The sequence below is a fragment of the Natrarchaeobaculum sulfurireducens genome (assembly GCF_003430825.1).
Classification (GTDB): domain Archaea; phylum Halobacteriota; class Halobacteria; order Halobacteriales; family Natrialbaceae; genus Natrarchaeobaculum; species Natrarchaeobaculum sulfurireducens.
The window spans coordinates 2,860,226-2,885,448 of sequence record NZ_CP024047.1 but is presented as its reverse complement, the minus strand read 5'-3'; the positions used below and the strand labels follow the sequence as shown (position 1 = coordinate 2,885,448).

The following is a 25,223-nucleotide window of genomic DNA, read 5'->3' as shown; positions in this document are numbered from 1 at the left end:
TCGGTGCGTGTCGGTCGGACGAACGCGTGTTTAGTCCCTTGCGGGTGCGTGCGCCGATCACTTCGGTCAGTTGAGCGACTAGTCGCGTATGCCGCTTCGTCCACCGACGGAAGCCGCCCTAAACGAACTCGCTGCGGAGCAGTATCTGGATCTCACCGACGACGAACTCGAGGCGTTCACCGAGATAGCCAATCGGCGGCTGAGTTCTTACGAGACCGTGATGTCCTACGATCTGGAGCCACGACTCGGCGGCACCGAAGGCCGCGAACGCAGTTCGGGTCGCCGCCCCTCGAGCGACGAGGACCCGTACAACGCCTGGGTGAGTCGGTGCTACGTTGCCGGCAACGACGGGGGCGACCTCGATGGCTGGGAACTCGGGATCAAGGACAACGTCTGCGTCGCCGGCGTCGAGCTGACGTGTGGCTCACAGGTCGTCGAGGGCTACGTTCCCGACCGCGATGCAACCGTCGTCACTCGCCTGCTCGAGGCCGGAGCTGACATCGTCGGAAAGACGAACATGGACGACATGGCGATGACGCGGACGGGCCACAGTGCGTTCGGGCCGATCCTCCACCCCCACGACGACGACTCCCTCGCCGGCGGCTCGAGCGGTGGCAGTGCGGTCGCCATCGCGACGGACGAGGTCGACGCGGCGATCGGCTCCGATCAGGGTGGCAGCGTCCGGATTCCGGCGGCACTCTGTGGTATCGTCGGCCACAAACCGACCTACGGGCTCGTCCCCTACACCGGCTGCATCGGGATCGAACACGCGATCGATCATCCGGGACCGATGGGGCCCGACGTCGAGTCCGTCGCCCGCGTCCTCTCCGTAATCGCTGGCAGCAACGAACGTGACCTCCGGGCTCACGCACCCGTTCCCGTCGAGCGCTACGAGGCGTCCCTCGATGGCGACGTCTCCTCGCTCTCGATCGGCGTCCTCGAGGAGGGATTCGACCGGTCCGGCAGCGACGATGCCGTCCTCGAGACCGTCCGCGAGGGGATCGATCAGTTCGCAGCAATGGGCGCGGCGGTCGAGGACGTTTCCATCCCGATGCACGCCGACGCGGACGCCATCCACTCGGTCTGTACGGCCGAAGGACTGCTCGACGCGATGCTCGGTGAGGGGCTGGGCCACGGCTGGAAGGCGTGGTACAACCGGTCGTGGATCGAGTCGTTCGGCAAGTTCCGACGGGCCCAAGCCGATGACTTCCCCGCGATGCTCAAACTGCTCTTGCTCATGGGAGCGTACACCAACCACGAGTACCATTCGCGCTACTACGCTCAGGCGATGAACCTCGTCGTCGAACTCACGAAGCGCTACGACGAACTCCTCGAGACGTACGATCTGCTCGCCATGCCGACGACGGTCGTGACGGCTCCCGAACACCGCCCAGAGCGCGATCAGTTCGAGCGACTGCAAGCAGACGACGTCGTCGCCAACACCGCCCCCTTCAATCGCACTGGCCACCCCGCCGTGAGCGTTCCCGCTGACGACGTGGACGGCTTCCCCGTCGGCCTCATGCTCGTCGGCTCTCGGTTCGACGACGCGACCGTGTTGCGGGCGGCCGATGCACTCGAGGCTGAACGCCAGTGACTGACGCTATTGAGCTGTCCGGAACGTTCGGATCGTGTCCCGTTGTCCCTCTCTCGCGTCGACTTCGACGAGACCCCGATCGGTGAAAATCGTGTTCCAATCGCGGTAGTACAGCGGAAAGTCGTCGTTGACGTAGTTGACGTCGGGTTCGGTCGACCCGTCGCGGTCGACGTCGCCTTCGTTTTCGACCGTGACGAGGAGGTCGCTCGTGATCCGAGCCAGTTCGTCGAACACCCACTCGGCGTCCGGGTGGAGATGTTGGAGCGTCTCCACCGAATAGACTGCATCGAACTCCCCGTCGTCGAAGTCGGTGACGACGTCTTCGATCGCGTCCAGATAGAACTCCCCTTCGGCTGCGAGGTCCGGATAGGTCTCCGCCATCACGTCGAATGCATCGGGATTGACCTCGATGCCGGCCAGATTCTCGAAGCCGTGTACGGACAGATGTGAGAGGTGTCGGCCCGAGCTACAGCCGAGTTCCAGCACGGACGCATTCGGCTCGAGGAACTGCTCGAAGATACACCGCAGGGCGTCGCTCGTATCGTTCGGACCGTAGTAGGCGTAGTATTCGGGCGAGTACTCTCCCGACCGGGCTTCCCACTGTCGACGAACGTCGTTAGAATCCACGTGTATCAACGGCGGAGTAGACATAAAGGCTCGTTGGACGCCGCCTCAGCCGATCCGGTTGCACCTGCACAGCTCGAACTGCTGATCCCACAGAAGCTGGTGCTCGTCACGACGAATCGGACAGGATCTCCCAGATAACTTCCGATACAGGACGAATGTCTATTTGAAAGAGTCGGTAAAAAACATTCAAGAATCGCTCGGCCATTTTTCCGAACGAATGCGGAACACTTATGCGGGTACTCCGAGTTTGTCTGGTTGTAATGGCAAACGGTAAGGTTGATTTCTTCAACGACACAGGCGGCTACGGTTTCATCGACACTGACGACTCCGACGACGACGTGTTCTTCCACATGGAAGACGTTGGCGGCGAGGACCTGACGGAAGGGACCGAGATCGAATTCGACATCGAACAGGCCCCCAAAGGCCCCCGCGCGACGAACGTCGTCCGCAACTAATCCACTTCCGCCGCCTCGCGGCGATGTGTGTGATTTTCTGCACTCTCGTTCGACCAGTGACTACACTTCGTCGTCCCGACGAGTGCGTATTCCGTACCCGACAGCACGGCTTTCGTGTGCTCGCGTGTCAACTGACTGGCAGCCGGACCTATGGGAGTGTTGCCCCCTCGCTCGTGGGGTCGGTCCGATACGTGTTATAGATAGCACGGACTCCCCCTCGTCCGGGGCGCTTTCGACTACCCGTAAGCTACGACGATTCGAACAGTCCGTCGACGATAATGTCGACCAACACCGAACGGACTGCTTCGTAGTCCGGGTGCTCGTCTGTGTCGACTTGAACGCCCTGTGCCTGGCTTACGAAGACGATGTGTCTGAGAAGGGCATCCGCGACTGCCGGATCGTCCACAGCAAACGACGGATCCGATACCCATTCATCGATTGCTCCCAGCCGTCTCCCCCGAATCCGTTCGACGATTCGGCTTCGCTCTTCATCTGAGAGCCACGTCCGAAGCGAGTAGAGTTCTCCCTCGACGATCAGACTATAGATAAGCGGGTTCGATTCGAGCTCCTCGAAGATCGTCTCGAGCGTAATATGCACCTGTTCACGGGGGTCTTCGACGCCATCGATCGCCGCTTCGATCGCTTCGTGGAACGCTTTGTGCTCTCGGATGAGTACCTCGATGTACAACTCCTGTTTCGAGTCGAAAAAACTGTAGAACGTACTCGTTCCGATATCCGATGCGTCGGTGACGTCTTTGACGCGTGTCCGTTCGGGTCCGAACCTCGAAAAGAGCTGTTGTCCCTCCTCGAGTAATCGTTCCCTAATCCGTTCGCGCTCTTTCTCACTGAAGCCTTTCATTGTGGTAGTCACTCCATCGTAACCGGTCGGTAGCTGTGATTCGGTTCGGCGTCTTCGAGAACTCGTCTCGTCGCCTCATAGCCCGGTGGTCGATACACTGGCGTGCGATTGGTCGCCCGACCGTACTCCCCATACCAGTGGCTCGTTCGACCCACTCACGCGAGTGTTTTCTCCCGACCATAGGGTATCGACGAATCCACGAATGAAAACGCTTTTGATTCCTGTATCCTTCAACCCGGTATAGAGATGTTAATCGCTGTGCAACGAGATATTACTGCAGCCGATTCGCGTACGAGCCCCGCGTCCGTGTGCACGAGCTGCCTGGCGACGGTGAGCTGAATGAACTGGCAATCAGTGTCGACGGTTCTACTGGTCGTGTTGCTCGTCACGAGTCTCGGTATCACCGGTATCGGAGCGGCGGACGACGACGATTTAGACGAACGCGAAGCGGAGCTTGACGAACGCGAAGCAGAGCTCCAACAGCAGCAAGCCGAGCTACGGGAAACTCGGCAATCTATGCAAGACCGGCCGTTCGTCCGCGGTTCCCCGGACCTTGACGTGTTCGCTCCGAACCCGATCGTCCAGTCGGGTGAGACCAATGAGGTTACCGTCGTCGTCTCGAACGGCGGTGACCTCAGCATCGGCGACGCACAATCGCGTGATATCGTCACCGCCGCTCGAGACGTGACCGTCGAGGCAGAGGCCGACGATCCACTCACCGTCAGATCCGGTGAGACGTCGATCGGAACAGTGACGGACCAACAGCCGAGTGAAGTCCCGATCGCGATCGACGTCCCTGACGACGTTTCGGCAGGAGAATATTCGCTCGACGTCGACCTTTCGTATACGTACACCAGTCAACAAGCCGGTGACGGGACGACGTACGAACAGTCCCGAACCGAGTCGGTGTCGATCGACCTCGAGGTAGACGAGGAGGCTCGATTCGACATCGTCGACGTCGAAACGGACGCCCAGATCGGCGACACCGGTTCGATGGACGTCGAACTCGAGAACGTAGGCGAAGAGGTCGCGACCGATATCAACGTCGCGATGGAGTCGACGAGTCCGGGACTCGGCTTCGGTGAAAGCGCACAGGACTCCGCTCGGATCGACGAACTCGAACCCGGCGAGACGGCGACCGTGACGTACGACGTCGCGTTCCCGGATGACACCTCGGTTCGGTACTACCCGCTCGAAGGGACCGTCCAGTTCGAAACTGACGACGGACTCGATCGAGTCGATGAGCGTGTCTCGAGCGGTGTAATGCCGCTCGCCGAACAGCGATTTACCATCACCGACGTCCACTCGACGCTGCGGGTCGGCGAAGACGGTGACCTCGAAGGCTACGTCACGAACGAGGGGCCTGAAGACGCCGAAAACGTCGTCGTGCAGTTTACCGACGAGTCTCCCAACGTGATCCCGATCGAAACGGGTGTGGCCGTCGATAGCCTCGAGTCGGGCGAATCCGCCCCGTTTAGCCTCCCAGTCGACGTCAGCGGTGAGGCCGAAGCGATCGACCGCGAGATCGACCTCGCGGTGCAGTATCGCAACGAGGATCTGCAGATGCGACTGTTCGAGGACGCAGCCGCGATGATCGGTGTCGAAGAACAGCGAGATCAGTTCCTCGTCAATGTCGAGGATCGCCAGATCGCCGCCGGAGAACAGAAACTCATCGACGTCGAGGTGACCAACAACCTCGATCAGACCGTCACCGACGTCGAGGCGAGCCTGTTCACCGACGACCCACTCGACAGCGACGACGACGAAGGATTCGTCGAAGAACTCGAACCCGGCGAGACGGTCACGATGACGTTCGATCTCGACGCTGAAGACGGTGCAACGGCGAAGACGTATCCCGTTTCGTTCGACTTCCGCTACGACGACGAGCGGGGTAACAGCCAGTTGTCTGATACTACGCGTGTGGCGATCGACGTCACCGAAAGCGACGGCGGTATTCCATGGCTCGCCGTCGGAACAGTGCTGCTAGCCACCCTCGGCGCTGGCGCATACGTCTACCAGAGGCAATAACAGATGAACGCTGGCGACCGAATCGAGGCGGCAACAGCGCACCTAAGCGAGCTTATCGTCTCACAGCCGAAGACGATCGTCGTCGGCTTTCTGTTGTTGACCGTCGTCTTCGGCGGTGGCATGACGGCCATCTCGACGGAAGCCGATCCCTCGGATTCGTTCACCGAAGACATTCCAGAGCAAGACGCCCTCGATGCCATCAACGACGAGTTCGAAGGACCGTTTGCCGCCGAAGAAGAGACGACACAACTCGTCCACGTCGGCAACGACGTCCTGACACGTCAGGAGGTGCTCGCTACGCTCAGAACCCTCGAGCAGGTCGAAGACCGGGCTGAACTGCGGATGGAATCGGCCAACGGGCCGCCGACGATGATCGCACAGGCGATCGAACCGAACGCGACGACGATGGCCGACCAGCGACGGGCCGTCGAGGGTGCAACGAACACGGAGTTCAGACAGGCCGTCCAGGCAGTCGGTGACGAACAGCAGTTCGAGGCGACCGTCTCCGATGACTTCAACGCGAACGAAGCGTCCGCCTCGGCGTCGATTACGGTCGTCACTCACGAGGTGCCGCCTGAGTTCGACGACGACGATCTCTCTGGCATCCAGCTCTCGATCGATTCGATCGCTGGCGGCGAATCGTCGGACATCCGCGTGTTCGGCGGCGGGATCCTGATGGAGGAGTTCGACAACATCATCGGCGACTCGCTGGCGATCGTGATGCCAGTCGTGCTCCTCTTATTGCTCGTCTTCCTCGTCGCAGCCTATCGTGACCCCATCGATCTCGCACTCGGCCTGTTCGCGCTGTTGATGACGATCGTGTGGACGTTCGGCTTCCTCGGGTTCTCGGGGATTCCGTTCGACCAACAGCTCATCGCCGTCCCGGTGTTGTTACTGGCGGTCGGGGTCGACTTCGGTATCCACATCATCAACCGGTATCGCGAAGAGACCGTCCAGGGGTACGACCCGATCGAGGCGATGCGGACGGCGAACAACCAGTTGATGATCGCGTTCGTCATCGTCACCGTCACGACGATCATCGGTTTCGGTGCCAACGTCATCTCCGACCTCGAGCCGATCAGGAACATGGGGATCGTCTCGAGCGTCGGCATCGCGTTTACCTTCCTCATCTTCGGGCTCTTTCTCCCCGCGGCGAAACTCGAGGTCGACCAGCTCAGAGCGCGCTTTGGCGTCCCCGAGTTCAACTCGACGCCGATCGCGAGCGAAGACTCCACGCTCGGACGGGTACTATCGACGTCCGCAGTCGTAAGCGAGCGCGCACCCGCTCTCTTTGTCGTCGTCTTGTTGGTCAGCGGTGGTGCGATGGGTGCTTACGGGACGGGTGTCGACACGAGCTTCGAAAACGAGGACTTCCTCCCGCCCGAAGACGAAGCCTGGTACGTCGAACACATCCCCGAGCCGTTCGCACCCGGTGAGTACACCATCACCGAGACGATCAACCTCCTCGAGGATCGGTTCGAGGCGAATCAAGACGAGTCGATTACGATCTACGTCGAGGGGCCGTTCGAGGAGGACCACGCACTCGAGTCACTCGAGAGCCCCAACGAGGACCCGACCGACAGCCTGGCCGTCGGACCGGGTGGTGAGGCCGATGCGACGAGCATTCTGACGGTTATCAACTCCTACGCACAAGAAGACCCCGAATTCGCCGAGCTGGTCGAGCGAAACGACCGCAGTGGCAACGGCATCCCCGACCGAAACCTCGATCGGATCTACGACGAGCTGTTCGCCTCCCCGGCTGGCTCACAGGCCGAACAGTACCTCACCGATGACCGCCGCAGCGCCCAGGTCGAGTATTCGATCGACGCTGAAGCCACCCAGGAGGAAGTCGCCGCCGACGGTGCCGAGTTCGCCGAGGACTTCCGCTATACGGCCACCTCAACCGGCGAGGTCGTCATCTTCGATGCGATTACGCAGATCATCTTCGACTCCGCCACCCAGGGACTGACGCTTGCGCTCGTGCTTACCGCGGTGTTCCTGGTCATCTCGTATCTGATCCTCGAGCGAAAGCCGTGGCTTGGGGTCGTCAACGTGTTCCCGATCGCCATCGCCGTCGCGTTCCTCATCGGAACGATGCGATTGCTCGGGATGCCGTTGAACGCACTGACGGCGACGATCCTGTCGATTTCGATCGGGATCGGGATCGCTTACTCGGTCCACACCACGGCCAGGTTCATCGACGAGTATTCGGTCGATCAAGACGTCCGTACCTCCCTGACGACGACGCTTTCGGGCACCGGCGGGGCGCTCGCCGGGAGTATGTTGACGACGACGCTCGGAACCGGCGCGCTCGCGCTCGCGATTACGCCCGTGCTCGGGGACTTCGGCCTGCTCATGGCGCTGAGCGTTGTCTACTCCTTCGTCGCCGCGGTCGTCGCCTTACCGCCCGCACTCTATCTGTGGGCAGCGTGGATCGAGTCCGGCGAGGCAACCGACCGACTGACGGCCCGCCTGCGCTGAGCTCGTCGAAACGCAGTCACCGACGGGCCTTCGTCGACTTCTACTCCGCTGTTCGACAGCGCGAACACCCCGTGCTCGTTCGACCAGCACCGACTGCCACGGTTCCCATCCGGATCACACTACCCGCAGCTTCCACTCGATTCTCGTTTCAGACCGATCGCTCCCCGTTCTGTCGGCATATACTCCCCAGCAGTGGCGACTGTCGATCACCCGGACTCGAGCGCCTCCCAGCCCGTCATCGTCCGGTGGCTGCCTCGTTTACTTATGACCAACGTGCGCGCGTGGATGGACGATTCCAGCGCCCCGTTCGACGCCACGATCCTCGAGCACGCCGCTGTCGACGACGTCGTTCGGTGGCTGTGCGAGCACTGCCGTTGCTGTGGGAGTTTTGATTACGTCTCTCTCACGGTGGGTGACCGACCCGCGAGGAAACCGTCACCCGTGGCTGTTCTCGTCTCCGGTGGTGTCACCGCTCGACCACCACACTCTTGCGTGGCGTGTTCGTAGCGCCCCGACATGAAGCGACGCCACGTTCTCGCCGGGGGCGCACTCGTCATGGCCGCTGGTTGTCTCTCGAGCGATGATGAGCCCGACGACGTAGACGACCCCGACGACGTCGACTCACTCGACGATCTCGAGACCGAACCGACCGGCGAGCCGGAGTCCGATTCGGAGGGGGTTCGCGAAGCGGCCCGTGCGGTCGATCCACAGGAACTTGCCGACGATCCCGAGGCGTTCGAAGGTGAGTCAGTCAGCATCGAGTCGGCGACGGTCTTCCAGGCAATCGACCACGACGGGATGGTTCAGTATCACCTGCTGTTCGGTCCGGGGAACGTCGCCGATGCCGTCGGCTGGTGGGATGGCGACCCGGTCGAGGAAGACGACGTCATCGACCTCTGGGCGGTCGTCGATGGCCCTTACACGTATGACTCGAGTGCTGCCAACGGCGAGCGGACGATTCCCGAGTTGACGATCGCCGAGCTAGAACCCAGCGCCGAAAGCGACGCAGATTGAACCCGCGGTGGCCGATGGCTCGAGTACGATTTCCCGTTCGGAGCGGACCCTGTCGTGACGACCGTGTACGTCGGACCGTGAAAATCGTCGCCGAGGAGTGAGAACAGTTTTCCTGGGTGGCCGTTCGCCTCCTCGAGGCGGTTGTCGGGTGGTCGAGGTCTTCTGCCAAACGTGGCCGATGGTGCACACCTGATCCAGTCCAGTCGGGTCCTCGAGCTTCCTTTGGGCAGTGAGGGGAGCGCGCCGAACTGGTCGCCTCATCCGACCGGTTTGCTCGAGGAGATTTTTATACCAGTTACACTGTGTGAGATCACCAAACACTGCTCGGTTGTCAGGTCCTAAGTCGACGTTAGATGGTTTGAAACACATATATATGGTGTTTTCCACTAGTTGAAGAATAAGACATTCAAAGCCACAAGACTTATTAAATACCTTGCGTAAGTCGTGAACACCCCTATCCGGGCGGCCGGGTCGGTACTCGAAGATGAAGTCGGCCGGACGACGATGGTCGCCTCCAAAGATGACGGATCGCGCGCTAACTAATTGCGAAATCGAAACACGACAACATAACACTAAATGAACGATAACGTATCATATCGTGAAAAGGGACGTGCAGTGTTCCTCGCAGCGATTATGGTCCTTTCCGTTGTTGCCATGTCCGCAGCGTTTGCGGGCGGCGCGGCGGCGGCGGACGCAACCGAGGGTACCTTAGATAGCTTTGAGGAGCAGACCCTCAGCGATGGAAACGTATTTGTACAAGTAGGAGATGGGACGACAGTTGATGGCGACGCAACTCTCGTCGTAACTTACGAAGATGGCGGCAACGATGTTGTCGCTGGGATTGCGGACGCCAGCGATGCTGACGATGAGGACATCGGAATCGAAGTCGAGGATACGGGAGGCTTCCCCGGTGACCACACGGTCCACCTGTTCCCAAATGATGACCAAGTTGAGGTCGAGGGATCCGACGTTGCTGTGACCGATGCCGAGATCGGAGATGTGATTGAAGGGTTCGATGGCGACGGCGACGACCGTCTTGGCGATGAAACCGAAACCGTCGTCGACGCTGACATCGAAGTTGACGATGTCTCCTCTGAGGACCCCGTCGACAGCATTGAGGTAACTGCTACGTTCCTCGATGACGATTCGGACGAAGGTGCCGTTGACCTCAATGTCCAAGACGGCGGTGAGGACTCGGCTGAATTCACCGGCGAGGACGAGGTTGTCACACTTGACGACTTCGGTGACATCGAAGAGACCGACGACGTGACGGTCACGCTCACCGACCGCAGTGAGGATGTCCAAGTCTGGGATGGTGATGAAGGTGACTTCGTCAGCGTTGAAGACGACGCAACAGTGACTATCAGCGAGGCTGACGGCGTCCCAACGTACCACCCCGTTAACCCCGAGGATGCAGATGACACGGTAAGTGTTGTCTTCCAGGGCCAGGACGTCTACGTCTTCTCGCCTGACGGCAAGCTCGACGACTCCACCGACTACGAACTCCGTTCCGTTAACGAGTTCGACGGCGGTCAGGTCGACTCGAGCAGCTTCGAAGAGCAGCTCAACGCTGAAACCGTCGAAGACCTCGAGCTTGAGGATGAGTTCGACTTCCTGGGCAGCGGTGAACTCCTCGTCGAGATCGACACTGACGATCTCGAAGATGAGGACTTCTTCCTGCGCGGTGGCGACCTCAACTCGAGCCCACCACAGGATGACACGTTCGAAATCACGGTGCAGGACTTCGATGCTGAGTTCGATGACGACCAAGTGACCGACGCTGGTCCTGACTCGGACACCGAACTCGACATCGACTCCGACCGTAGCTCGTACTCGGTCAACGCGAGCGCTGACGGCGACCTGGATGACGACGAACTATTCCAGATCGCCCTACCTGAAAACTTCGACGAGGACACCGACACTGAGTCGGACGTCTTCGACAGCAGCGGTGACTTCAATACCGTCTTCGCGGACAATGAAGACGAACCCGAGACTGAGTACGAACGCGCTGCAGCAATCGCAGTTGCCTTCGACGACGAGGCCGACGAACTTGCTGATGTCGACCACGAAGACATCGTTGACGCACTCCGCGGCGTTGACGCTGTTTACGAAACGGACGTGGCTGACAACCCAAGCGCAGTCGCACCAGACAACACCGAAGCTGACGACGCCGATGCAATGCAGACCGCTCTCGACGAGGGTGAGCAGAGCTTCGGTGACTTCAGTGTCGGACTGTGGGACTCCGATGAGGATGACTACGACGAGAAGGTCGTCTTCGTCAACTCCGGTGACGTTGACGAAGACGTCGACTTCCAGGACATTGACGAAGGTGACTACACCTTTGACTTCAACGTAAGCGACACCGAAGCATCCGCTTCGGATGACATCAGCGTCTCCGAATCCGATGCTGAAGCGAACTTCGATGAGGACGTCTACACGCAGACTGCAGGCGACCTCATTGAGTTCACGGTTGAACTCGAAGACACCGACGAAACGTTCGTCCAGTTCGGCGACGAAGACGCTGGCTTCATCGACATCCTCTACCTCGAGGATGACGGTGGCGAGGACGACGAAGTGAACTTCTGGGTCAACACCCGCCTCGTCGGCACGATGCACGATGAAGCAGGTCTCGACGCAGATGACGTCTTCTACTCCGACGACGACATCGTCGAGAGCTACCTCCACGATAAAGTAATTGACGAGGACTACGACAACGTCGGAGGTGCGACGTTCTATGACGACGACGACCTCGGTTCCGATGACGTGATTGATGACGAATTCGAGGGATACGGTGACTACCTCGAAGAACTTGACCTAGTGAGTAACGCTGACGATCACCCAACGGAACAAATCGTCCGCCCGCTCCAGCCGACCAACTACGACATCACGGCTGATGAGAACGGTCACTTCATCGCCGAAGATGACGAATCCGATGTCGACGACGAGATCGGCTTCGCAACCCTCGATCTGGTTGACCCAAGCCTCGATGCGGTGAACACCTGGGTCGGACCTGAAGAGGACGCTGATGACGAAGAGGACATCGACGAACTCGTCGACCAACTCACCGAGCGCGACAACGTCGCAATCGATGACCTGATGGTCGCCGAATTCCAGGCCAGCGGTATCTTCGGTCACCTTGCAGCCATCTCCGATGACGACATCGACGACGTCCTCGAAGACGGACTTGCAGGCGAAGACCTCGAAACGCTGGTCGATGATCGAGACGGTGAAGGTGTCGAGCTCACCTTCGAAGACGTTGACGCAACTGGCAACCAGGACGCTAACGACCTCGAACTCGATGCTGACGAGGACGAAGTCTTCGTCCTGATCGACAACGACAACGGTGCGTTCTACGTCGTCGTCGACACCAGTGACGAACCGTTCGACCGCTCGATCGACGACGGTGACGAATTCGAAATCGAACTCGAATACGAGACTGACGACGACGACCGCTTCCGCTTCTTCGACCAAGTCGGCGGTGACGAGATTGAAGAAGCCGGCCCACTCGGCGCAGCTGACGGCGAGGAAGATGAAGCCTTCCCATACTTCCAGGCTGACTCGAGCCAGAGCGTCTCCACGACGTTCACCTTCGAGGACCGCATGGCCGAGTTCGACAACCTCGATGAGGACGACAACGTCCAGATCGAGACCAGCGAAGAGGCAGTCGTGAGCGGTGAGACTAACGTCGCACCCGGCTCCGACACCTCCGTCCGCATGAGTGACGCTGGCGACACCTCGAGCTTCCTGACGACGGCGGACGCTGAGATCGACTCCGACGGTACCTTCGCGACCGAGGAAGTCGACTTCAGTGACCGCGCAGAAGGCGACGAAGCCAGCCTCGACTTCCGCATTGACGGAAGCAGTGAAGACGACGCTGACGGCATCTTCGTCGAAGCAGTTGAAGACGTCGACGACGAGGAAGTCGACGACCATGACGACGAAGAAGTCGAAGAAGATGACGAAGAAGTCGAAGAAGATGACGACGTCGAAGAGGAAGATGACGACGTCGAAGTCGAAGACGACGACATGGAAGAGGATGACGACGAGCCAGAGCCTGAGGACGACGACGGTGTCCCCGGCTTCGGCATCGCCGTTGCACTCTTCGCCCTGATCGCCGCCGGCATGCTGGCACTCCGCCGCCAGAACTAAGGCAGCAATCAGCAGCTAACTAACCGGAACTCGGTTCCGGTCTTCCGCGATACACCGATTTTTTATTGACGCAACATCACCCAGCAACGCGTAGCGTCAGCGCTGTTGGACTGGATCGAAGACCAAAGCGTTGCCACTCCGTGCGTGTTCAAGTAGTCATTTTCACCAATACAAAAGACGAAAACAGAAACGGCGAGTTCAGTTACGCTCGCTTAGGTGTCCAGTCTGGTCGTCCAGACGCTGGATCTCTTCCTTGCCACCACGCCCGACGCCCAGCGGGAACTGCCCCCGGCGTGGATCAGTGTCCTCGTCGAGGACCTGGTAGGGCCCACCGGGCAACTGCGGGACGTTCAGCGCGTCGATGACGTTCCAGCCAATCTCGTCCGGCAGCACCGTAATCCGGGCCGTGATCACGGCGTCCGTATACGACCCCTCGACAGCCTGGAAAGCTGCAATGTCGGCCATCTGCTGACTCGAGAGGTTCGTCGGGGAGATCGCTGTATCCGTCCGCATCGCAAGGTGGGACGTCAACCTCGAGTCGAGGCTCTGGGACGACCGTGTCGAGCGTGCGCTGCGGCGGGCCGTCCTCGAGTAAGGAGGTTCTCGTAGTGTTCTCCGCGCTCGAGTGACGCTTCCCCATCGCCGTCGGCTCCCTGCTCGTGGGTACTGCAGTGACTGTCTCGACCTGAACCGTGATACTGACGAGACTCTCCACACAGTAACCGCTGTGGACGCTTTCGGGGGTGACGACGAGCCGGTCGTCATGCCGTGACAGTCCTCGAGAATGCAACCGTTTTGAATCGACGGGGCGATCAGAAATTCCGGGGGTACCGAATCCTACAGATAGGCAGTTTGACGCTAAAAATACAAGCCTAGGCCGGGATTTGAACCCGGGCTCTCGTCCTTACCAAGGACGCGCTTTACCGCTAAGCTACCCAGGCACGCAATAGTACGTTGCCCCGAGTTGTCTTTATGGGTTTCGATTTGCCCGGCGCGTGGGTCGAGTTGTCGCAGCGCAGTCCGATGTCAGATCAGTGGTCGGTCGCCGACGTTGCACGATCCGTCGTGCCGTCCTCGAGCGGGCGCTTCGACGATGGTGGCTCGAGATCGGTGAGACACTCTTCGGTCGGGGGGAACGCGGGTCCGACGTCTCGAGCGAGGTCCTCTGCGAACGCGAGCAGCCCCGGTGGGGCCGGTTCGCCGACGGTGGCAGCGCCGGTGAGGACGGCGAGTTCGAGGACATCGCGCTCGAGGTTGGCGTCGAGTGTGGTGGTATCGATCTCGTCTGGATCGTCGAGCGAGTCGACATCGCTGAGGAGATCGGCGCGTTTCGTCTGGTCGCGACCGAACGCCTGGACCGTCCGGACGGCCTTGTCGGCTGCGTCGGTCTGTGCGAGCAAATAGAAGCCACGAGCGACGAGGATGTCAGCAGCCAGAATCTCGAGGTCGCCGCTCCCGTTCGAGTCGGCGTCCGTCCAGGGTTCCTCGTGAGCCAGCGTTCGTGTGAGGCGAAGCCCTTCGTAGATGAGCTGCACGCCGGCGGCGTGGGCGTGAACAGTCTCGGGGGCGAACTCGTCAGTCGGCTCCTCGAGGGTCGCTCTCGCGTCGCTAGCTGCCGTTGCAGCGCTTTCGAGCGTGAGCGCGCCGGGGACCATCGACGCCGTCTCGAGGACGGATTCGACGAGATCGTGCAACCGCGGTGGTTCGACGTCCGCTACAGATTCGAACGCGGCACGCCGACAGTTGTCGGCCGTCTCCATTGCTCGAAGCTTACGACGGAGGAGGCAAAGGCCTTTGGAAACGCCCGATCGACTGGGGGCATGATCGACGTCACGATCGACGATGCAGGATCGATCAGGACCATCACGCTCGATCGCCCCGCAGTGCGCAACGCCCTGTCCGTAGCGGGGCTCGAGGAACTCGAGGCGGCGGTCGCCGACGCCGACGAGCCGGTGATCTACCTCACTGGACGCGGACCGGCGTTCTGTGCGGGTGCCGACCTCGAGGCCGTCGGCGACCTCGATGGCGACCGCGAGCGGGCCGAAGCGTTCGCTCGGCTGGGCCAGCGGGTCGCCCGGACGATCGAGGACTCGCCGGCGGTCGTTGTCGCCGGGATCGACGGCCCCGCCCGCGGTGGCGGTCTCGAGCTCGCGCTCGCCTGTGACGTCCGCGTGGGGACGCCGGCCTCGACGTACGGCGAGCCGGGCGTCACCTTCGGCCTGTTCGGTGCCTGGGGTGGGACGGTCCGGCTGCCACGCGTCCTCGGGACGGGCGACGCCCTCGAGTTCACACTCAGCGGTCGGACGGTCGACGCCGAGGCGGCACTGCGGATGGGGCTGATCTCCCGGATCGAAGACGACCCCCGCGTCGTCGCCGAGTCGATCGCGACTAACGCCCACGACGCGCTCGGGCTGGTCAAACGCCGCATCCGTGACGATGCAGAACGCGCTACACAGGAACGACGCGAGGCACGCGCCTTCGGCGAACTCGTGGAGTCACACGCCGATGACGTCGACGCTGCACTCGAGTAGGCGACTCAACCCACCTTTTAGGACGCCTGGCTCCAATCGAGCAGTAATGGCACCATCGAGCGACGCCGAGCCGGAGTGGGACTCGAGTGCGTACGACGACGCCCACTCGTTCGTCTACGAGTACGGTGCGGACGTCCTCGACCTGCTCGAGCCCACGCCCGACGAGCGCGTCCTCGACCTCGGCTGTGGGACCGGGCATCTAACGGGACAGGTCGCCGAGGCAGGCCCAGCGGTCGTCGGCCTCGATCGTTCTCCCGAGATGCTCGCGACGGCCAGAGAGACCTATCCAGACTGTGCGTTCGTTCGCGCCGACGCTCGCGAGTTCGCGTTCGCCGAGCCGTTCGACGCCGTCTTCTCGAACGCCGCCTTACACTGGATTCGAGATCAGGACGCCGTCCTCGAGTCGGTTGCGGACGCGCTGGGTCCCGGGGGCCGGTTCGTCGCCGAACTCGGCGGGACCGGGAACGTCGCGGCGATTGTCGACGCCGTCGAAGCCGAACTCGAGCGTCGCGGCTACGTAGCCGAGAACCCGTGGTACTTCCCGTCCGTCGGCGAGTACGCCAGTCGACTCGAGGCCCACGGCTTCGAGGTCCGGTACGCGCGGCTGTTCGATCGGCCGACCGAACTGGATGCTGGCGCGGAGGGACTGGCCGCGTGGCTCGAGCTGTTCGGTGACGACCTCCTGGCGGCGGTCCCCGACGACGAACGCGGGTCAGTCGTGGCGGCCGTCGAGAACGACCTGCGCGAGGATCTGTTCGTAGACGGCACGTGGGTCGCTGACTACCGACGGCTTCGCGTGGTTGCAGTCAGGTCCGACGGCAGGTAGTGGTGTCTGCTCAGATACCATGTGGTAGCATGCCCTAGCGCCTTTTTTATCATCCGTTCCGAACGATAGTGTATGTCGAATGCAACGTTCCTCTCCGGTGACCGCGTCGACCTGCGACCGATCGAGGAGGACGACCTCGAGTATCTGCGAGGGCTGATCAACGATCCGCGAATCTGGCGACCGATCGGCAGGTCGCGACCGGTGAACGGACGGCAAGAACGGGCGTTCTTCGAGGACGCGGTTTGTAGTGACGACGGTGTTCACCTGCTCGTCGTCGGGCCAGAAAGGCCAATCGGCACGATTTCACTTGACGAAGTCGACCTCGCGTCCGGTCGGGCCGAGATCGGGTACTGGATCGACCCCGACTATCACGGGCAGGGGTACGGCACCGAGGCGGCGGCACTGCTCGTCAGCTATGGCTTCGATCACCTCCGTCTCCATCGCATCGAAGCCCGCGTCTTCGGGTTTAACGACGCTTCACAGCGACTCCTCGAGTCCGTCGGCTTCACGCGTGAGGGCGTCCACCGGGACAGCGCGTTCATCGACGGCGAGTACCGGGATACCTACTGGTATGGATTGCTCGAGGAGGAGTGGCGAGCGGACGAGACGGCCGGGGCCGAACGAACGGCGTAGGGTCGTCACTCGAGCGGCGCTGGGGCTGGTGGGACGGTGCGTTTGTGTTCGCTGGCTTCGTACATCTCACGAACCGTCGCGACCGTCGCTTCGTCGACCTCGAGTAAGCGACAGGTGGCGTCGACCGACAGCGGGCCGTCGATGTGGGTCACGAGAATCGCGTCGAGGGTGTCGTAGTCCATTCCCATCTCCTCCTCGTCGGTCTGCTCGGCCCACAGCTCCGCAGTCGGCGTCTTTTCGACCAGATCCTCGGGAACGCCGACGTAGCGTGCAAGTTGGCGAACCTGGGCCTTGTAGAGGTTGCCAATCGGGTGACAGTCGACCGCGCCGTCGCCGTACTTGGTGAAGTAGCCGACGGCGGCCTCGCTTCGGTTGCCGGTCCCCAACACGAGCCGGTTTTCGTGGTTTGCGACGAGGTAGTTCAACACTGCACGCACGCGAGCACGAGCGTTCCCAACCGCCACGTGGTCCCCGTCGGCGTCTGGATAGGCCTCGAGCAGGGTCTCGACGATCGGTTCGACCGCGATGACGTCGTAGCTAATTTCGAGGTCCTGGGCGACCCGCTCGGCGTCGCTCATGTTGTCCTCGCTGCTGACCTCGGCCGGCAACACGAGGCCGTGGACCCCGTCGGCACCGAGAGCTTCGACGGCGAGGGAGGCGGTGAGCGTGCTGTCGATCCCGCCGGAGAGCCCGAGGACGGCCCCATCGGCTCCTGCCGCGTCGGCTTGCTCACGGATGAAGCCGGTGAGGTGGTCACGTCGCTGCTCGAGTTCGGCCTCCGAAAATCGTAGGTCGATCATTACGCAATCATTCGGTCTCACTATCCTAATAGGCACCCCTAACTGGCAAAAACTGGACGAACGTTCGACAGGTGGCGTGGGCTCGAGCGAACGCTACGTTGAAGTGTGATCGGCGGATACGCTCGAGGTAAGTGTGCGCTGGAGGTGAGCGATTCTTTCGGAATCGCGATCCTCGGGGCACGAACGACAGAAGTAAACGAGCGCCGGTGGTGAGTAGTTCCGCCGGAACTACGAACGACGGCGCGAACGAACAGCGTGAGTGAGCGCCGGTGGTCTAGTGGGAGGACATGAGCTTCCCAAGCTCATAGCCCGGGTTCAATTCCCGGTCGGCGCACTGCTATTCTCCGCAGCGCCGGTGCTGAGCCGAGCGGAGCGAGGCGAAGGTCGATGAACGAGCGCAGTGAGTTCATCGGAAGTCTAGTGGGAGGACATGAGCGTCTCAAGCTCATAGCCCGGGTTCAATTCCCGGTCGGCGCATGCTTCCGTCTTGTCTTGGCCCCTCACCCGTATTCGTCATCGCTGCTTCGGACGTAGATCGCTCCACTTTGGGTTACAGTGACCGTGTGATCTTGATGCGTGAACTCGAGGCAAATAGCCGTGTGGCGCGTCTCGGCATGTCCAAACAGTGAGTTTACAGCCTCCGTATTGATGGACTCGTACAAAGAGTCCAGTTCAGTCACGGGGACGTCTTTGGTAGTGGAAAGTGCTCTGACGATCGCCTGGACCATCGACTCCGACCGCTTTCGTTCAGTTTGGAACTCAACTTGCGTATTTTCAGGCGGACAGCAGTGATCGGTTCGTACCATATCACATGTAGAGAACGTAGAGAAAAAAGCTCGGACCCAATATGGTTAGGTAAAATTCATATTTCTATTATCACTACCTAAAATAAGTCTTAAGACTCGAAAAATGTGCTTTGATTGTCTTTCTACCCGTTACTTTGTCAAGTCGGGCCTGGAATATAGGACTAGCGGGAGGGGTCCTGTTGTATCGAATTCGAGCTGGAAAAGTGCTACAACAAGCGGCAAGGACGCCGATCTCTCACTGGATTCGACTCATGTGACATCCTCCTCGCCGTAAACGGAGAGGGAGCGAAGCTCCCTCAGGCAGTCGGGCGATGCCCGACGACGGCGAGGCTTCCCGTACCGCAGGGTGGGATATTTGTTGGTCTACGATACGACCTGTTCTCTCGTTTTGAACGACCCGCTCTCGCGGTCGAACAGGTGTACCGATGGCTGTGCCACACAGCCGTTACTCCTATCCTCACCGTGAGGACTCGGAGTTATCTTCTGTCTCATGTTCTCCGCCCCGTTACAATCGGCGTTGGCTACCAACTCACACGACGAACAGACGTACAATCCACGATGCTTCCGGTTCGACTTCGTGTCGTCACCACACGCTGAACACGTTTTCGAGGTGTTCCATTCATTTTCTTTCAGCACCTCGATGCCACGGATCTCGCCTTTGTATTCGAGGGACTGGTAAATGCGGTCGAACGCCCACGTGTGGAGTTTCTTGTTGCCACTCTTCCCCCAGTCTGAGTTTCGCACGTCTTCAGGCCAACTCACCGCGAGCGTGCCGACACCACGTTCGACACACTCCGTAATGATGGTGTCCGTAAGCGTGTGGTAGAAATGCGTTTCACGATCTGCGAGTTTCCGACGTGCCCACAGTGACTTCTCCGAGGGGCCCTCACCCGCAGTGTCGTACTCGGCTCGCTTGAAGTAGTGTTTGTCTTGCTTGATCGAGTTGCCGGGGTAGAGGACGTATTCGTCGGGAAATGCGACCGTGGCAATATTTTTGATCCCAAGGTCGATTCCAGCAACGCCGTCGCCTGCGGAGTCGCTGGTTTCGAGTTCGACTTTGCAGACAAAGTGCAGCTCCCACTCGTCGCCGTTCCAGACGGTTCGAACGTTCTGTACCTTGGTGACTTCCGAGAGGGCAACATCTGGGCGTGTCTGGTATTCGCAGAGGATGAAGTCTGACCAGTACTCCTTGAGGTTCGACCCTTTGCTGAGCCGGACGCGGTTGTTCTCTGGGTCGTGTTTGAACCCGTCTGGTTTGAACGTAACCGTACTCTTGGGCCGGGTGTCGCCGTGTTTGCGGTAGCCGGGTGGATTCGCCTCGTCATCCTTCTGTCGCAGATCGAACCACGACTGGAAAGCGTCAGAAAGTTCTTCGATGACTTTCTGACTGGATTGTGCGTTCAGGTCTTTCCAGCACGACTGGTTCTTCATGTACGATTTCAGCACACCCTCGTCTGGGATTTCACCGGTCTCATCCCAGATTCGGTCGGCTGTCCATCGTGCGACATTCCAGATCTTCGAGGCGGAGTCTCCGAGCGAGTCAAGGCCATCGCAGACCTGCCGGTGGTTCTGGATCGAACCAACGTAGGTGCGCGTGACCTGAATCGCCATACATAGCCCATGTAAATGAATCAACTTAATGGTGTGGATTAGCGTGGAATATCCAGCCCGCTATCGAGCGGTGGTTCGCGTAGTTGAGTGACGCGATTCACGCCCGTCCTCAGAACGCTTCGCGTTCTGATGTGCGAACGAGACGCAAAGCGTCTCGTCAACACCGTGAACGGCGGGATTCTCTCGCTGTAAGAAGATAGTACCCACAGCACGTCAGTGCGCACCTGCTCGTCAGACGGACCGGCGATCAGTGTGCAAACCGTTGCAGTTGTTGCTGTGGTCTGCCTGTCCGTACTGAAGTCGTCCGTGAGTGTCTCGTGAACTACCTCGGGGTCAAGCCCCGAGGCACTCTCGCTGTATCTCTGTAGACGGATCGAGGAGTCGGTGGCCGAAGCAGTGTTTATGTTGATGATCGGGGTTCGAGGCGTCCGACCTGGCCGGTCAGCCGTTGGTCACCCGGCCCGATATGGCCCGTCGGGGTCGTGTAACAGACACTGCGAGCGCTGGACGTCGGTGGCCTGATACGTCGGGATCGAGCCGCGTTCACACGGGCTCTCGAGTGCCTCCCGGAGTCGGTCGAGTGTCGCGTCTTCAGTTTCGACGAACGCCTCGAGGGCCTCCGAGAGCACCGCTTCGACGTGGGGGTCGGAAAGCTCGTCCGGAACGCCGTACTCTGCCCGAATCTCGCCAGGGGTGTGTGTCTCGTCACCGGTCAGCGAGAGGTCGTCCTCGAGGAGATCGCGCCGGAGATTGGCGACGGCTCGCCAGACGGCTTGCTCGAGGTCGACGTCTTCTGGCGGGACGAGCTTCGGACACCGGGGGTGGAAGCGACAGCCGCTGGGAACGTCGACGGCGTCGGGGACCTCACCGACGAGTTCGATTCGCTCGCGGTCGACGTCGGGGTCGAGTCGCGGGACCGAGGAGACGAGCGCCTGCGTGTAGGGGTGCTGGGGATTGTCGATGATCTCGTCTGCGGGGCCGACTTCGACCAGTTCGCCGAGGTACATGATCCCGATGCGGTCACAGATGTGTTTCAACAGTGAGAGGTCGTGGCTGATGTACAACGCCGTCAGACCGAGTTCGGTCTGGAGCCGCTCGAACACGTCGAGGATACTCGCGCGAATCGAGACGTCGAGCATACTCGCGGGCTCGTCTGCCAGCAGGAACGACGGCTCGAGTACCAGTGCACGGGCGATACCGACCCGCTGGCGTTCACCACCGCTGAGTTCGGTGGGATACTCGTGGGCGTAGGCTTCGGGCGGCTCGAGGCCAGCCATCTCGAGGGTCTCGAGGACGCGAGCTTCGCGTTCTTCGGGTGTCCCGATGCCGTGGACGATGAGGGGCTCTTCGATCCACTCGTAAACCGTAAATCGGGGGTTGATCGAGTCGTACGGGTTCTGGTGGATCACCTGGGCCTCTCGTCGGAACGCCTTCAGGTCGTCGCCGCTTAAGTCGGTGACGTCCTCGCCGTCGAAGACGATCCGACCGTTCGTGGGCTCGGTCAACTTGATCGCGGTCTTTCCGAGCGTCGTCTTCCCACAGCCGGACTCGCCAGCTAAGCCGAATGCTTCTCCCTCGGCGATTTCGACGGTGACGTCGTCGACGGCGTGGACGTACTGAGAGGACTCCCCGCGGAGGATTCGCGAGAGGATGCCTTGATTGACCGTAAAATGCTTATCGAGGTTCTCGAGCCGGAGTTTCGCGTCGTCGGCCCGCTCTGAGTGCTCTTCGGTCTCTGAGGTAAGCGACATCAGTCGTCACCTCCCTGTGCCGGCGTTGTTTTCGCTTCGTCGGTGCCCATCCACGTCTCTCGCTTTGCGGCGAGCGAGCGGAGTTCGTCGGCCTCGTCGGCGCGGTGACACTCGACGATATGGCCGTCGCCGTACTCTTCGGGTTCCGGCGTTACCTCCCAGCACTCGTCTTCTGCGAACGGACAGCGAGGCGCGAATCGACAGCCCTCACCGGGGTCGACGAGTTCGGGTGGCGTTCCCGGAATCGAGATGAGGTCCTCGTCGGAATCTGCGATGTCGGGAAATGCGTTGCGCAGTCCGAGCGTGTAGGGGTGACGGGGGTTCTTGATGATCGTGGCCGCGTCGGCCTGCTCGACGATCCGGCCGCCGTAGCAGACGGCGATCCGATCGGAGGTCTCGCTGACCACCGAGATGTCGTGGGTGATCAGGATCATCGCGCTGTCGTACTCCGCTTGCATCTCTTTGATCGTATCGAGGATGCGGTCTTGGATCACCACGTCCAGTGCCGTCGTCGGCTCGTCAGCGAGGATCAGCCGCGGCTCGAGACACAGTGCCAGTGCGATCATCGCCCGCTGGGCCATCCCGCCGGAGAACTGGTGGGGATAGTCATCGACACGGTCGGGATCGATGCCGAGTTCGTCGAACAGCGATCTGGCGCGGTCTTTCGCCTCGGCTTTCGAGACGCCGTCTTCGTGGTGTCTGATAACCTGAACGATCTGTTGGCCGACGGTGTAGACCGGGTCGAAGCCGTTCATCGCGTTCTGCGGGATCATCGATACCTCCTGCCATCGGATCTGGTTGCGCAGTTCCCGGTCGGTGAGTTCGGTGATGTCCGTGCCGTCGAAGTCGATCGATCCGTCGACGACCTCGGCGTTGTCCGGCAACAGCCGGATGATCGAGCGGGCGATAGTCGTCTTTCCGGAGCCGCTCTCGCCGACGAGTCCGAGCGTCTGTCCGCGCTCGAGTTCGATGTTGATGTCGTCGGCGGCGCGGACGTATCCTGCCTCGCTCCGGTAGTACATCTGCAAACCGTCGATTGTGAGTAGCGTCATTGTGTTACTTGGAGTGGCGCAGTTCGGGGTTGACTACTTTCTCGAGCGAGCGGCCGATGAAGAACACCGACATCACGAACAGCATGATGGCGATGCCAGGTGGGAACACCCACCACCACGCCTCGCGGAGTGCACCGGCGCTCCGGACGTCGTAGATCATCTCGCCCCAGGAGATCATTCCCGGTGGGCCCAGCCCGAGGAACGAGAGACTCGCCTCGGCGATCACCGCCCACGCCACCGCGAAGGCGGCGTACAGCGAGATCAGTGGCAGGACGTTCGGCATGATCTGGACGTACATGATCCGAAAGTCGCTTGCGCCGATCGCTCGGGCGCTCTCGACGTACGGCCGTTGTTTGTGACTCAGTACCTGTGACCGGACGACACGTGCGGTGCCGCGCCAGAGGATCAACACGATCGCAAAGATGACGTTGACCAGGCTGGCACCGATGATGAACACCAGCGCGATAGCGAAGGGCAAGAACGGAACGCCGTAGACGACGTCGGTAATTCGCATCAGGATGTCGTCGACCCAGCCGCCGTAGTAGGCGCTGATGATGCCGACGTTCGCGCCGATGAAGACGGCCATGAACGCCGCGACGATGCCGACGATCAGCGTCACTCGCGTCGCGGCGAGGAGTTGAGACAGGACGTCCCGGCCGAGCGCCGTCGTTCCGAGCGGGTGGTCCCACGAGGGGCCCTGGAGCCCTGTTCCGGCGACCCGAGCACCGGGCTCGTAGGGTGCAAGCGAGAACGGCTGGACCGTCGCCCAGACGGGGCCGACCGAGATTTCGATCGGTCGGGCGAAAATCCCGATGAAGAAAAACACTGCCAGGATGGCGATCCCTGTCTGGCCCATTCGGTCTTCTTTCAGGACGCCTGCCCAGTTGCGAAGCGCCTCGAGGCGGCGCTGCCAGCGAAGTTTGCGTCGGTCTAGCGAGTCGTCGTCAGCAGTAGCGGTCTCGAGACTCATTCGTATTTCACCCGTGGGTCGAGATAGAGGTACGCCAGGTCGGCGACGAAATTCATTACGATCACGGCAGTTCCCATGAGGAAAAACGCCGCCATCGCGACCGGATAGTCGTTTCTGGTCACCGAGGCGACCATCTCACGGCCGATCCCTGGCCAGTTGAAGACGGTCTCGATGATGACCGATCCGCCCATCGCGGCACCGGTTGCGATCGCGACGACGGTCACGAGTGGCAACACGGAGTTGCGGGCGGCGTGTTTGTACAACACCGTTCGCTCGGGCAGGCCCTCGGCTTTCTTGATCTCGATGAAGTCGGCTTTCAGGACCTCGAGCATGGTGTTTCGCATCAGCAGGGCGGGCGTCGCCATGTAGTAGATCGCCCCCGTCAACGCGGGCAGGATCAGGTGCCGGAGGAAGTCGACGTTGGCGTATCGGTCGACGACGTTCATGGTCAACTCGCCGCCGTGAGCGCCGATCCCACTCCGGGGGAGGACCCCGAGCTGGAAGACGAAGATCCAGACCAGGATGACGCCGATCCAGAACTCGGGCGAGGAGCGAGCGACGAGCGTGAGGACGATGCCACCACGCTCGAAGCGACTGCCTCGCAGCCATCCCATGGCCGCGCCGAAGAGCACGCCGAACGTGTAGGCGATGATCAACGCGGTGAACATGAGAACGACCGTGTTGAGAAACAGCGGGAAGATGAGTTCACTCACCGGCTCTCGGTAGTGAGTCGAGTCGCCGAACTCACCTCGCAACAGTTGGCCCAGGTACTCGAAATACTGGACGTACAGCGGCTCGTTGAGCCCGAGCTCTTCGATTCGTTGTTCTCGCGCTTCCGGCGTTGGATACTCCATGACGAACCGCGTCGTCGGATCGCCAGGCACCATCCGGAACAGTACGAACAGGAGCGTGACGAACGCCCACAGCGTAAAGACGAGCTGGAGAATACGGCGGACGATGTACTCTCTCAGTCCCATCTGTCGTCTCCTTCCGGTACGCTCGGTCGTGCGCTCGGTTCTATTCGTCTCCCGCGTCG

Annotated in this window: 20 protein-coding genes and 3 tRNA genes; 11 read left to right on the top strand and 12 right to left on the bottom strand. The window is 60.8% G+C overall.

What is annotated here, in order from left to right; translation table 11 throughout:
* Nucleotides 1-88 precede the first annotated feature (88 nt).
* A complete protein-coding gene (locus AArc1_RS15240; RefSeq protein ID WP_117365172.1) occupies nt 89-1,594 on the top strand; it encodes an amidase in 1,506 nt (501 codons plus the stop codon).
* A 6-nt stretch (nt 1,595-1,600) separates the two neighbouring features.
* Here AArc1_RS15240 and AArc1_RS15235 read toward each other — a convergent pair whose 3' ends face one another.
* A complete protein-coding gene (locus AArc1_RS15235) occupies nt 1,601-2,221 on the bottom strand; it encodes a class I SAM-dependent methyltransferase (protein WP_117365171.1) in 621 nt (206 codons plus the stop codon).
* Nucleotides 2,222-2,481: 260 nt separating this feature from the next.
* On the opposite strand from AArc1_RS15235, the gene AArc1_RS15230 reads away from it, so the two are divergent.
* Nucleotides 2,482-2,676, top strand: coding sequence for a cold-shock protein (locus AArc1_RS15230; protein ID WP_117365170.1), 195 nt, complete (start codon nt 2,482-2,484; stop codon nt 2,674-2,676).
* Nucleotides 2,677-2,923: 247 nt separating this feature from the next.
* Here the strand turns inward: AArc1_RS15230 and AArc1_RS15225 are convergent, their stop codons facing one another.
* Nucleotides 2,924-3,535: a TetR/AcrR family transcriptional regulator gene (locus AArc1_RS15225; protein WP_117365169.1), complete on the bottom strand. Its 612-nt coding sequence runs from the start codon at nt 3,533-3,535 to the stop codon at nt 2,924-2,926.
* Nucleotides 3,536-3,874: 339 nt separating this feature from the next.
* Between AArc1_RS15225 and AArc1_RS15220 the strand changes: the two genes are divergently transcribed.
* The 4 genes from AArc1_RS15220 to AArc1_RS15205 all read left to right on the top strand — a co-directional run bounded on the left by AArc1_RS15220 (nt 3,875) and on the right by AArc1_RS15205 (nt 13,207).
* Nucleotides 3,875-5,563 carry a COG1361 S-layer family protein gene (locus tag AArc1_RS15220; protein ID WP_117365168.1) on the top strand — a complete coding sequence of 563 codons (1,689 nt, stop codon included), beginning with the start codon at nt 3,875-3,877 and terminating at the stop codon, nt 5,561-5,563.
* A 3-nt stretch (nt 5,564-5,566) separates the two neighbouring features.
* Nucleotides 5,567-8,044, top strand: a complete 2,478-nt coding sequence (locus tag AArc1_RS15215; RefSeq protein WP_117365167.1) for an efflux RND transporter permease subunit — start codon at nt 5,567-5,569, stop codon at nt 8,042-8,044.
* Between the two features lie 516 nt (nt 8,045-8,560).
* Complete coding sequence (locus tag AArc1_RS15210; RefSeq protein WP_117365166.1) at nt 8,561-9,058, top strand: hypothetical protein; 498 nt, start codon at nt 8,561-8,563, stop codon at nt 9,056-9,058.
* 576 nt (nt 9,059-9,634) lie between these two features.
* Nucleotides 9,635-13,207 (top strand): BGTF surface domain-containing protein, encoded by a 3,573-nt coding sequence (locus tag AArc1_RS15205; RefSeq protein WP_117365165.1) that lies wholly within the window; start codon nt 9,635-9,637, stop codon nt 13,205-13,207.
* A 198-nt stretch (nt 13,208-13,405) separates the two neighbouring features.
* Here AArc1_RS15205 and AArc1_RS15200 read toward each other — a convergent pair whose 3' ends face one another.
* The 3 genes from AArc1_RS15200 to AArc1_RS15190 form a co-directional block, all read right to left on the bottom strand.
* On the bottom strand, nt 13,406-13,720 hold the full coding sequence (locus AArc1_RS15200) for a hypothetical protein (RefSeq protein ID WP_117365164.1): 315 nt from the start codon (nt 13,718-13,720) through the stop codon (nt 13,406-13,408).
* Between the two features lie 356 nt (nt 13,721-14,076).
* Nucleotides 14,077-14,148, bottom strand: a tRNA-Thr gene (locus AArc1_RS15195).
* Between the two features lie 90 nt (nt 14,149-14,238).
* Nucleotides 14,239-14,967, bottom strand: a complete 729-nt coding sequence (locus tag AArc1_RS15190; RefSeq protein ID WP_117365163.1) for a DUF7114 family protein — start codon at nt 14,965-14,967, stop codon at nt 14,239-14,241.
* A gap of 60 nt (nt 14,968-15,027) precedes the next feature.
* Between AArc1_RS15190 and AArc1_RS15185 the strand changes: the two genes are divergently transcribed.
* From AArc1_RS15185 to AArc1_RS15175, 3 genes are all read left to right on the top strand, one after another.
* A complete protein-coding gene (locus AArc1_RS15185) occupies nt 15,028-15,738 on the top strand; it encodes an enoyl-CoA hydratase/isomerase family protein (protein ID WP_117365162.1) in 711 nt (236 codons plus the stop codon).
* Between the two features lie 46 nt (nt 15,739-15,784).
* Nucleotides 15,785-16,564, top strand: coding sequence for a class I SAM-dependent methyltransferase (locus AArc1_RS15180; RefSeq protein WP_117365161.1), 780 nt, complete (start codon nt 15,785-15,787; stop codon nt 16,562-16,564).
* A 72-nt stretch (nt 16,565-16,636) separates the two neighbouring features.
* Nucleotides 16,637-17,197 (top strand): GNAT family N-acetyltransferase, encoded by a 561-nt coding sequence (locus tag AArc1_RS15175; protein ID WP_117365160.1) that lies wholly within the window; start codon nt 16,637-16,639, stop codon nt 17,195-17,197.
* 5 nt (nt 17,198-17,202) lie between these two features.
* Here the strand turns inward: AArc1_RS15175 and AArc1_RS15170 are convergent, their stop codons facing one another.
* Nucleotides 17,203-17,997 (bottom strand): NAD+ synthase, encoded by a 795-nt coding sequence (locus AArc1_RS15170; RefSeq protein ID WP_117365159.1) that lies wholly within the window; start codon nt 17,995-17,997, stop codon nt 17,203-17,205.
* Between the two features lie 263 nt (nt 17,998-18,260).
* Between AArc1_RS15170 and AArc1_RS15165 the strand changes: the two genes are divergently transcribed.
* Together AArc1_RS15165 and AArc1_RS15160 are read left to right on the top strand one after the other, a co-directional pair.
* Nucleotides 18,261-18,331: transfer RNA gene (locus AArc1_RS15165), tRNA-Gly, on the top strand.
* A 77-nt stretch (nt 18,332-18,408) separates the two neighbouring features.
* Nucleotides 18,409-18,474: transfer RNA gene (locus AArc1_RS15160), tRNA-Glu, on the top strand.
* 23 nt (nt 18,475-18,497) lie between these two features.
* Here the strand turns inward: AArc1_RS15160 and AArc1_RS19700 are convergent.
* The 6 genes from AArc1_RS19700 to AArc1_RS15130 form a co-directional block, all read right to left on the bottom strand.
* Entirely contained in the window at nt 18,498-18,725 is a 228-nt protein-coding gene (locus AArc1_RS19700; RefSeq protein ID WP_117365158.1) for a HalOD1 output domain-containing protein, read from the bottom strand.
* A 441-nt stretch (nt 18,726-19,166) separates the two neighbouring features.
* Nucleotides 19,167-20,414 carry an RNA-guided endonuclease InsQ/TnpB family protein gene (locus AArc1_RS15150; RefSeq protein WP_117365157.1) on the bottom strand — a complete coding sequence of 416 codons (1,248 nt, stop codon included), beginning with the start codon at nt 20,412-20,414 and terminating at the stop codon, nt 19,167-19,169.
* Nucleotides 20,415-20,866: 452 nt separating this feature from the next.
* Complete coding sequence (locus AArc1_RS15145) at nt 20,867-22,165, bottom strand: ABC transporter ATP-binding protein (RefSeq protein ID WP_117365156.1); 1,299 nt, start codon at nt 22,163-22,165, stop codon at nt 20,867-20,869.
* Nucleotides 22,165-23,217, bottom strand: a complete 1,053-nt coding sequence (locus AArc1_RS15140) for an ABC transporter ATP-binding protein (RefSeq protein WP_117365155.1) — start codon at nt 23,215-23,217, stop codon at nt 22,165-22,167. Before AArc1_RS15140 ends, AArc1_RS15145 begins: the two co-directional genes overlap by 1 nt.
* A 4-nt stretch (nt 23,218-23,221) precedes the next feature.
* Nucleotides 23,222-24,187, bottom strand: coding sequence for an ABC transporter permease (locus tag AArc1_RS15135; RefSeq protein WP_117365154.1), 966 nt, complete (start codon nt 24,185-24,187; stop codon nt 23,222-23,224).
* Entirely contained in the window at nt 24,184-25,164 is a 981-nt protein-coding gene (locus tag AArc1_RS15130; RefSeq protein WP_117365153.1) for an ABC transporter permease, read from the bottom strand. Before AArc1_RS15130 ends, AArc1_RS15135 begins: the two co-directional genes overlap by 4 nt.
* Between the last annotated feature and the right edge of the window lie 59 nt (nt 25,165-25,223).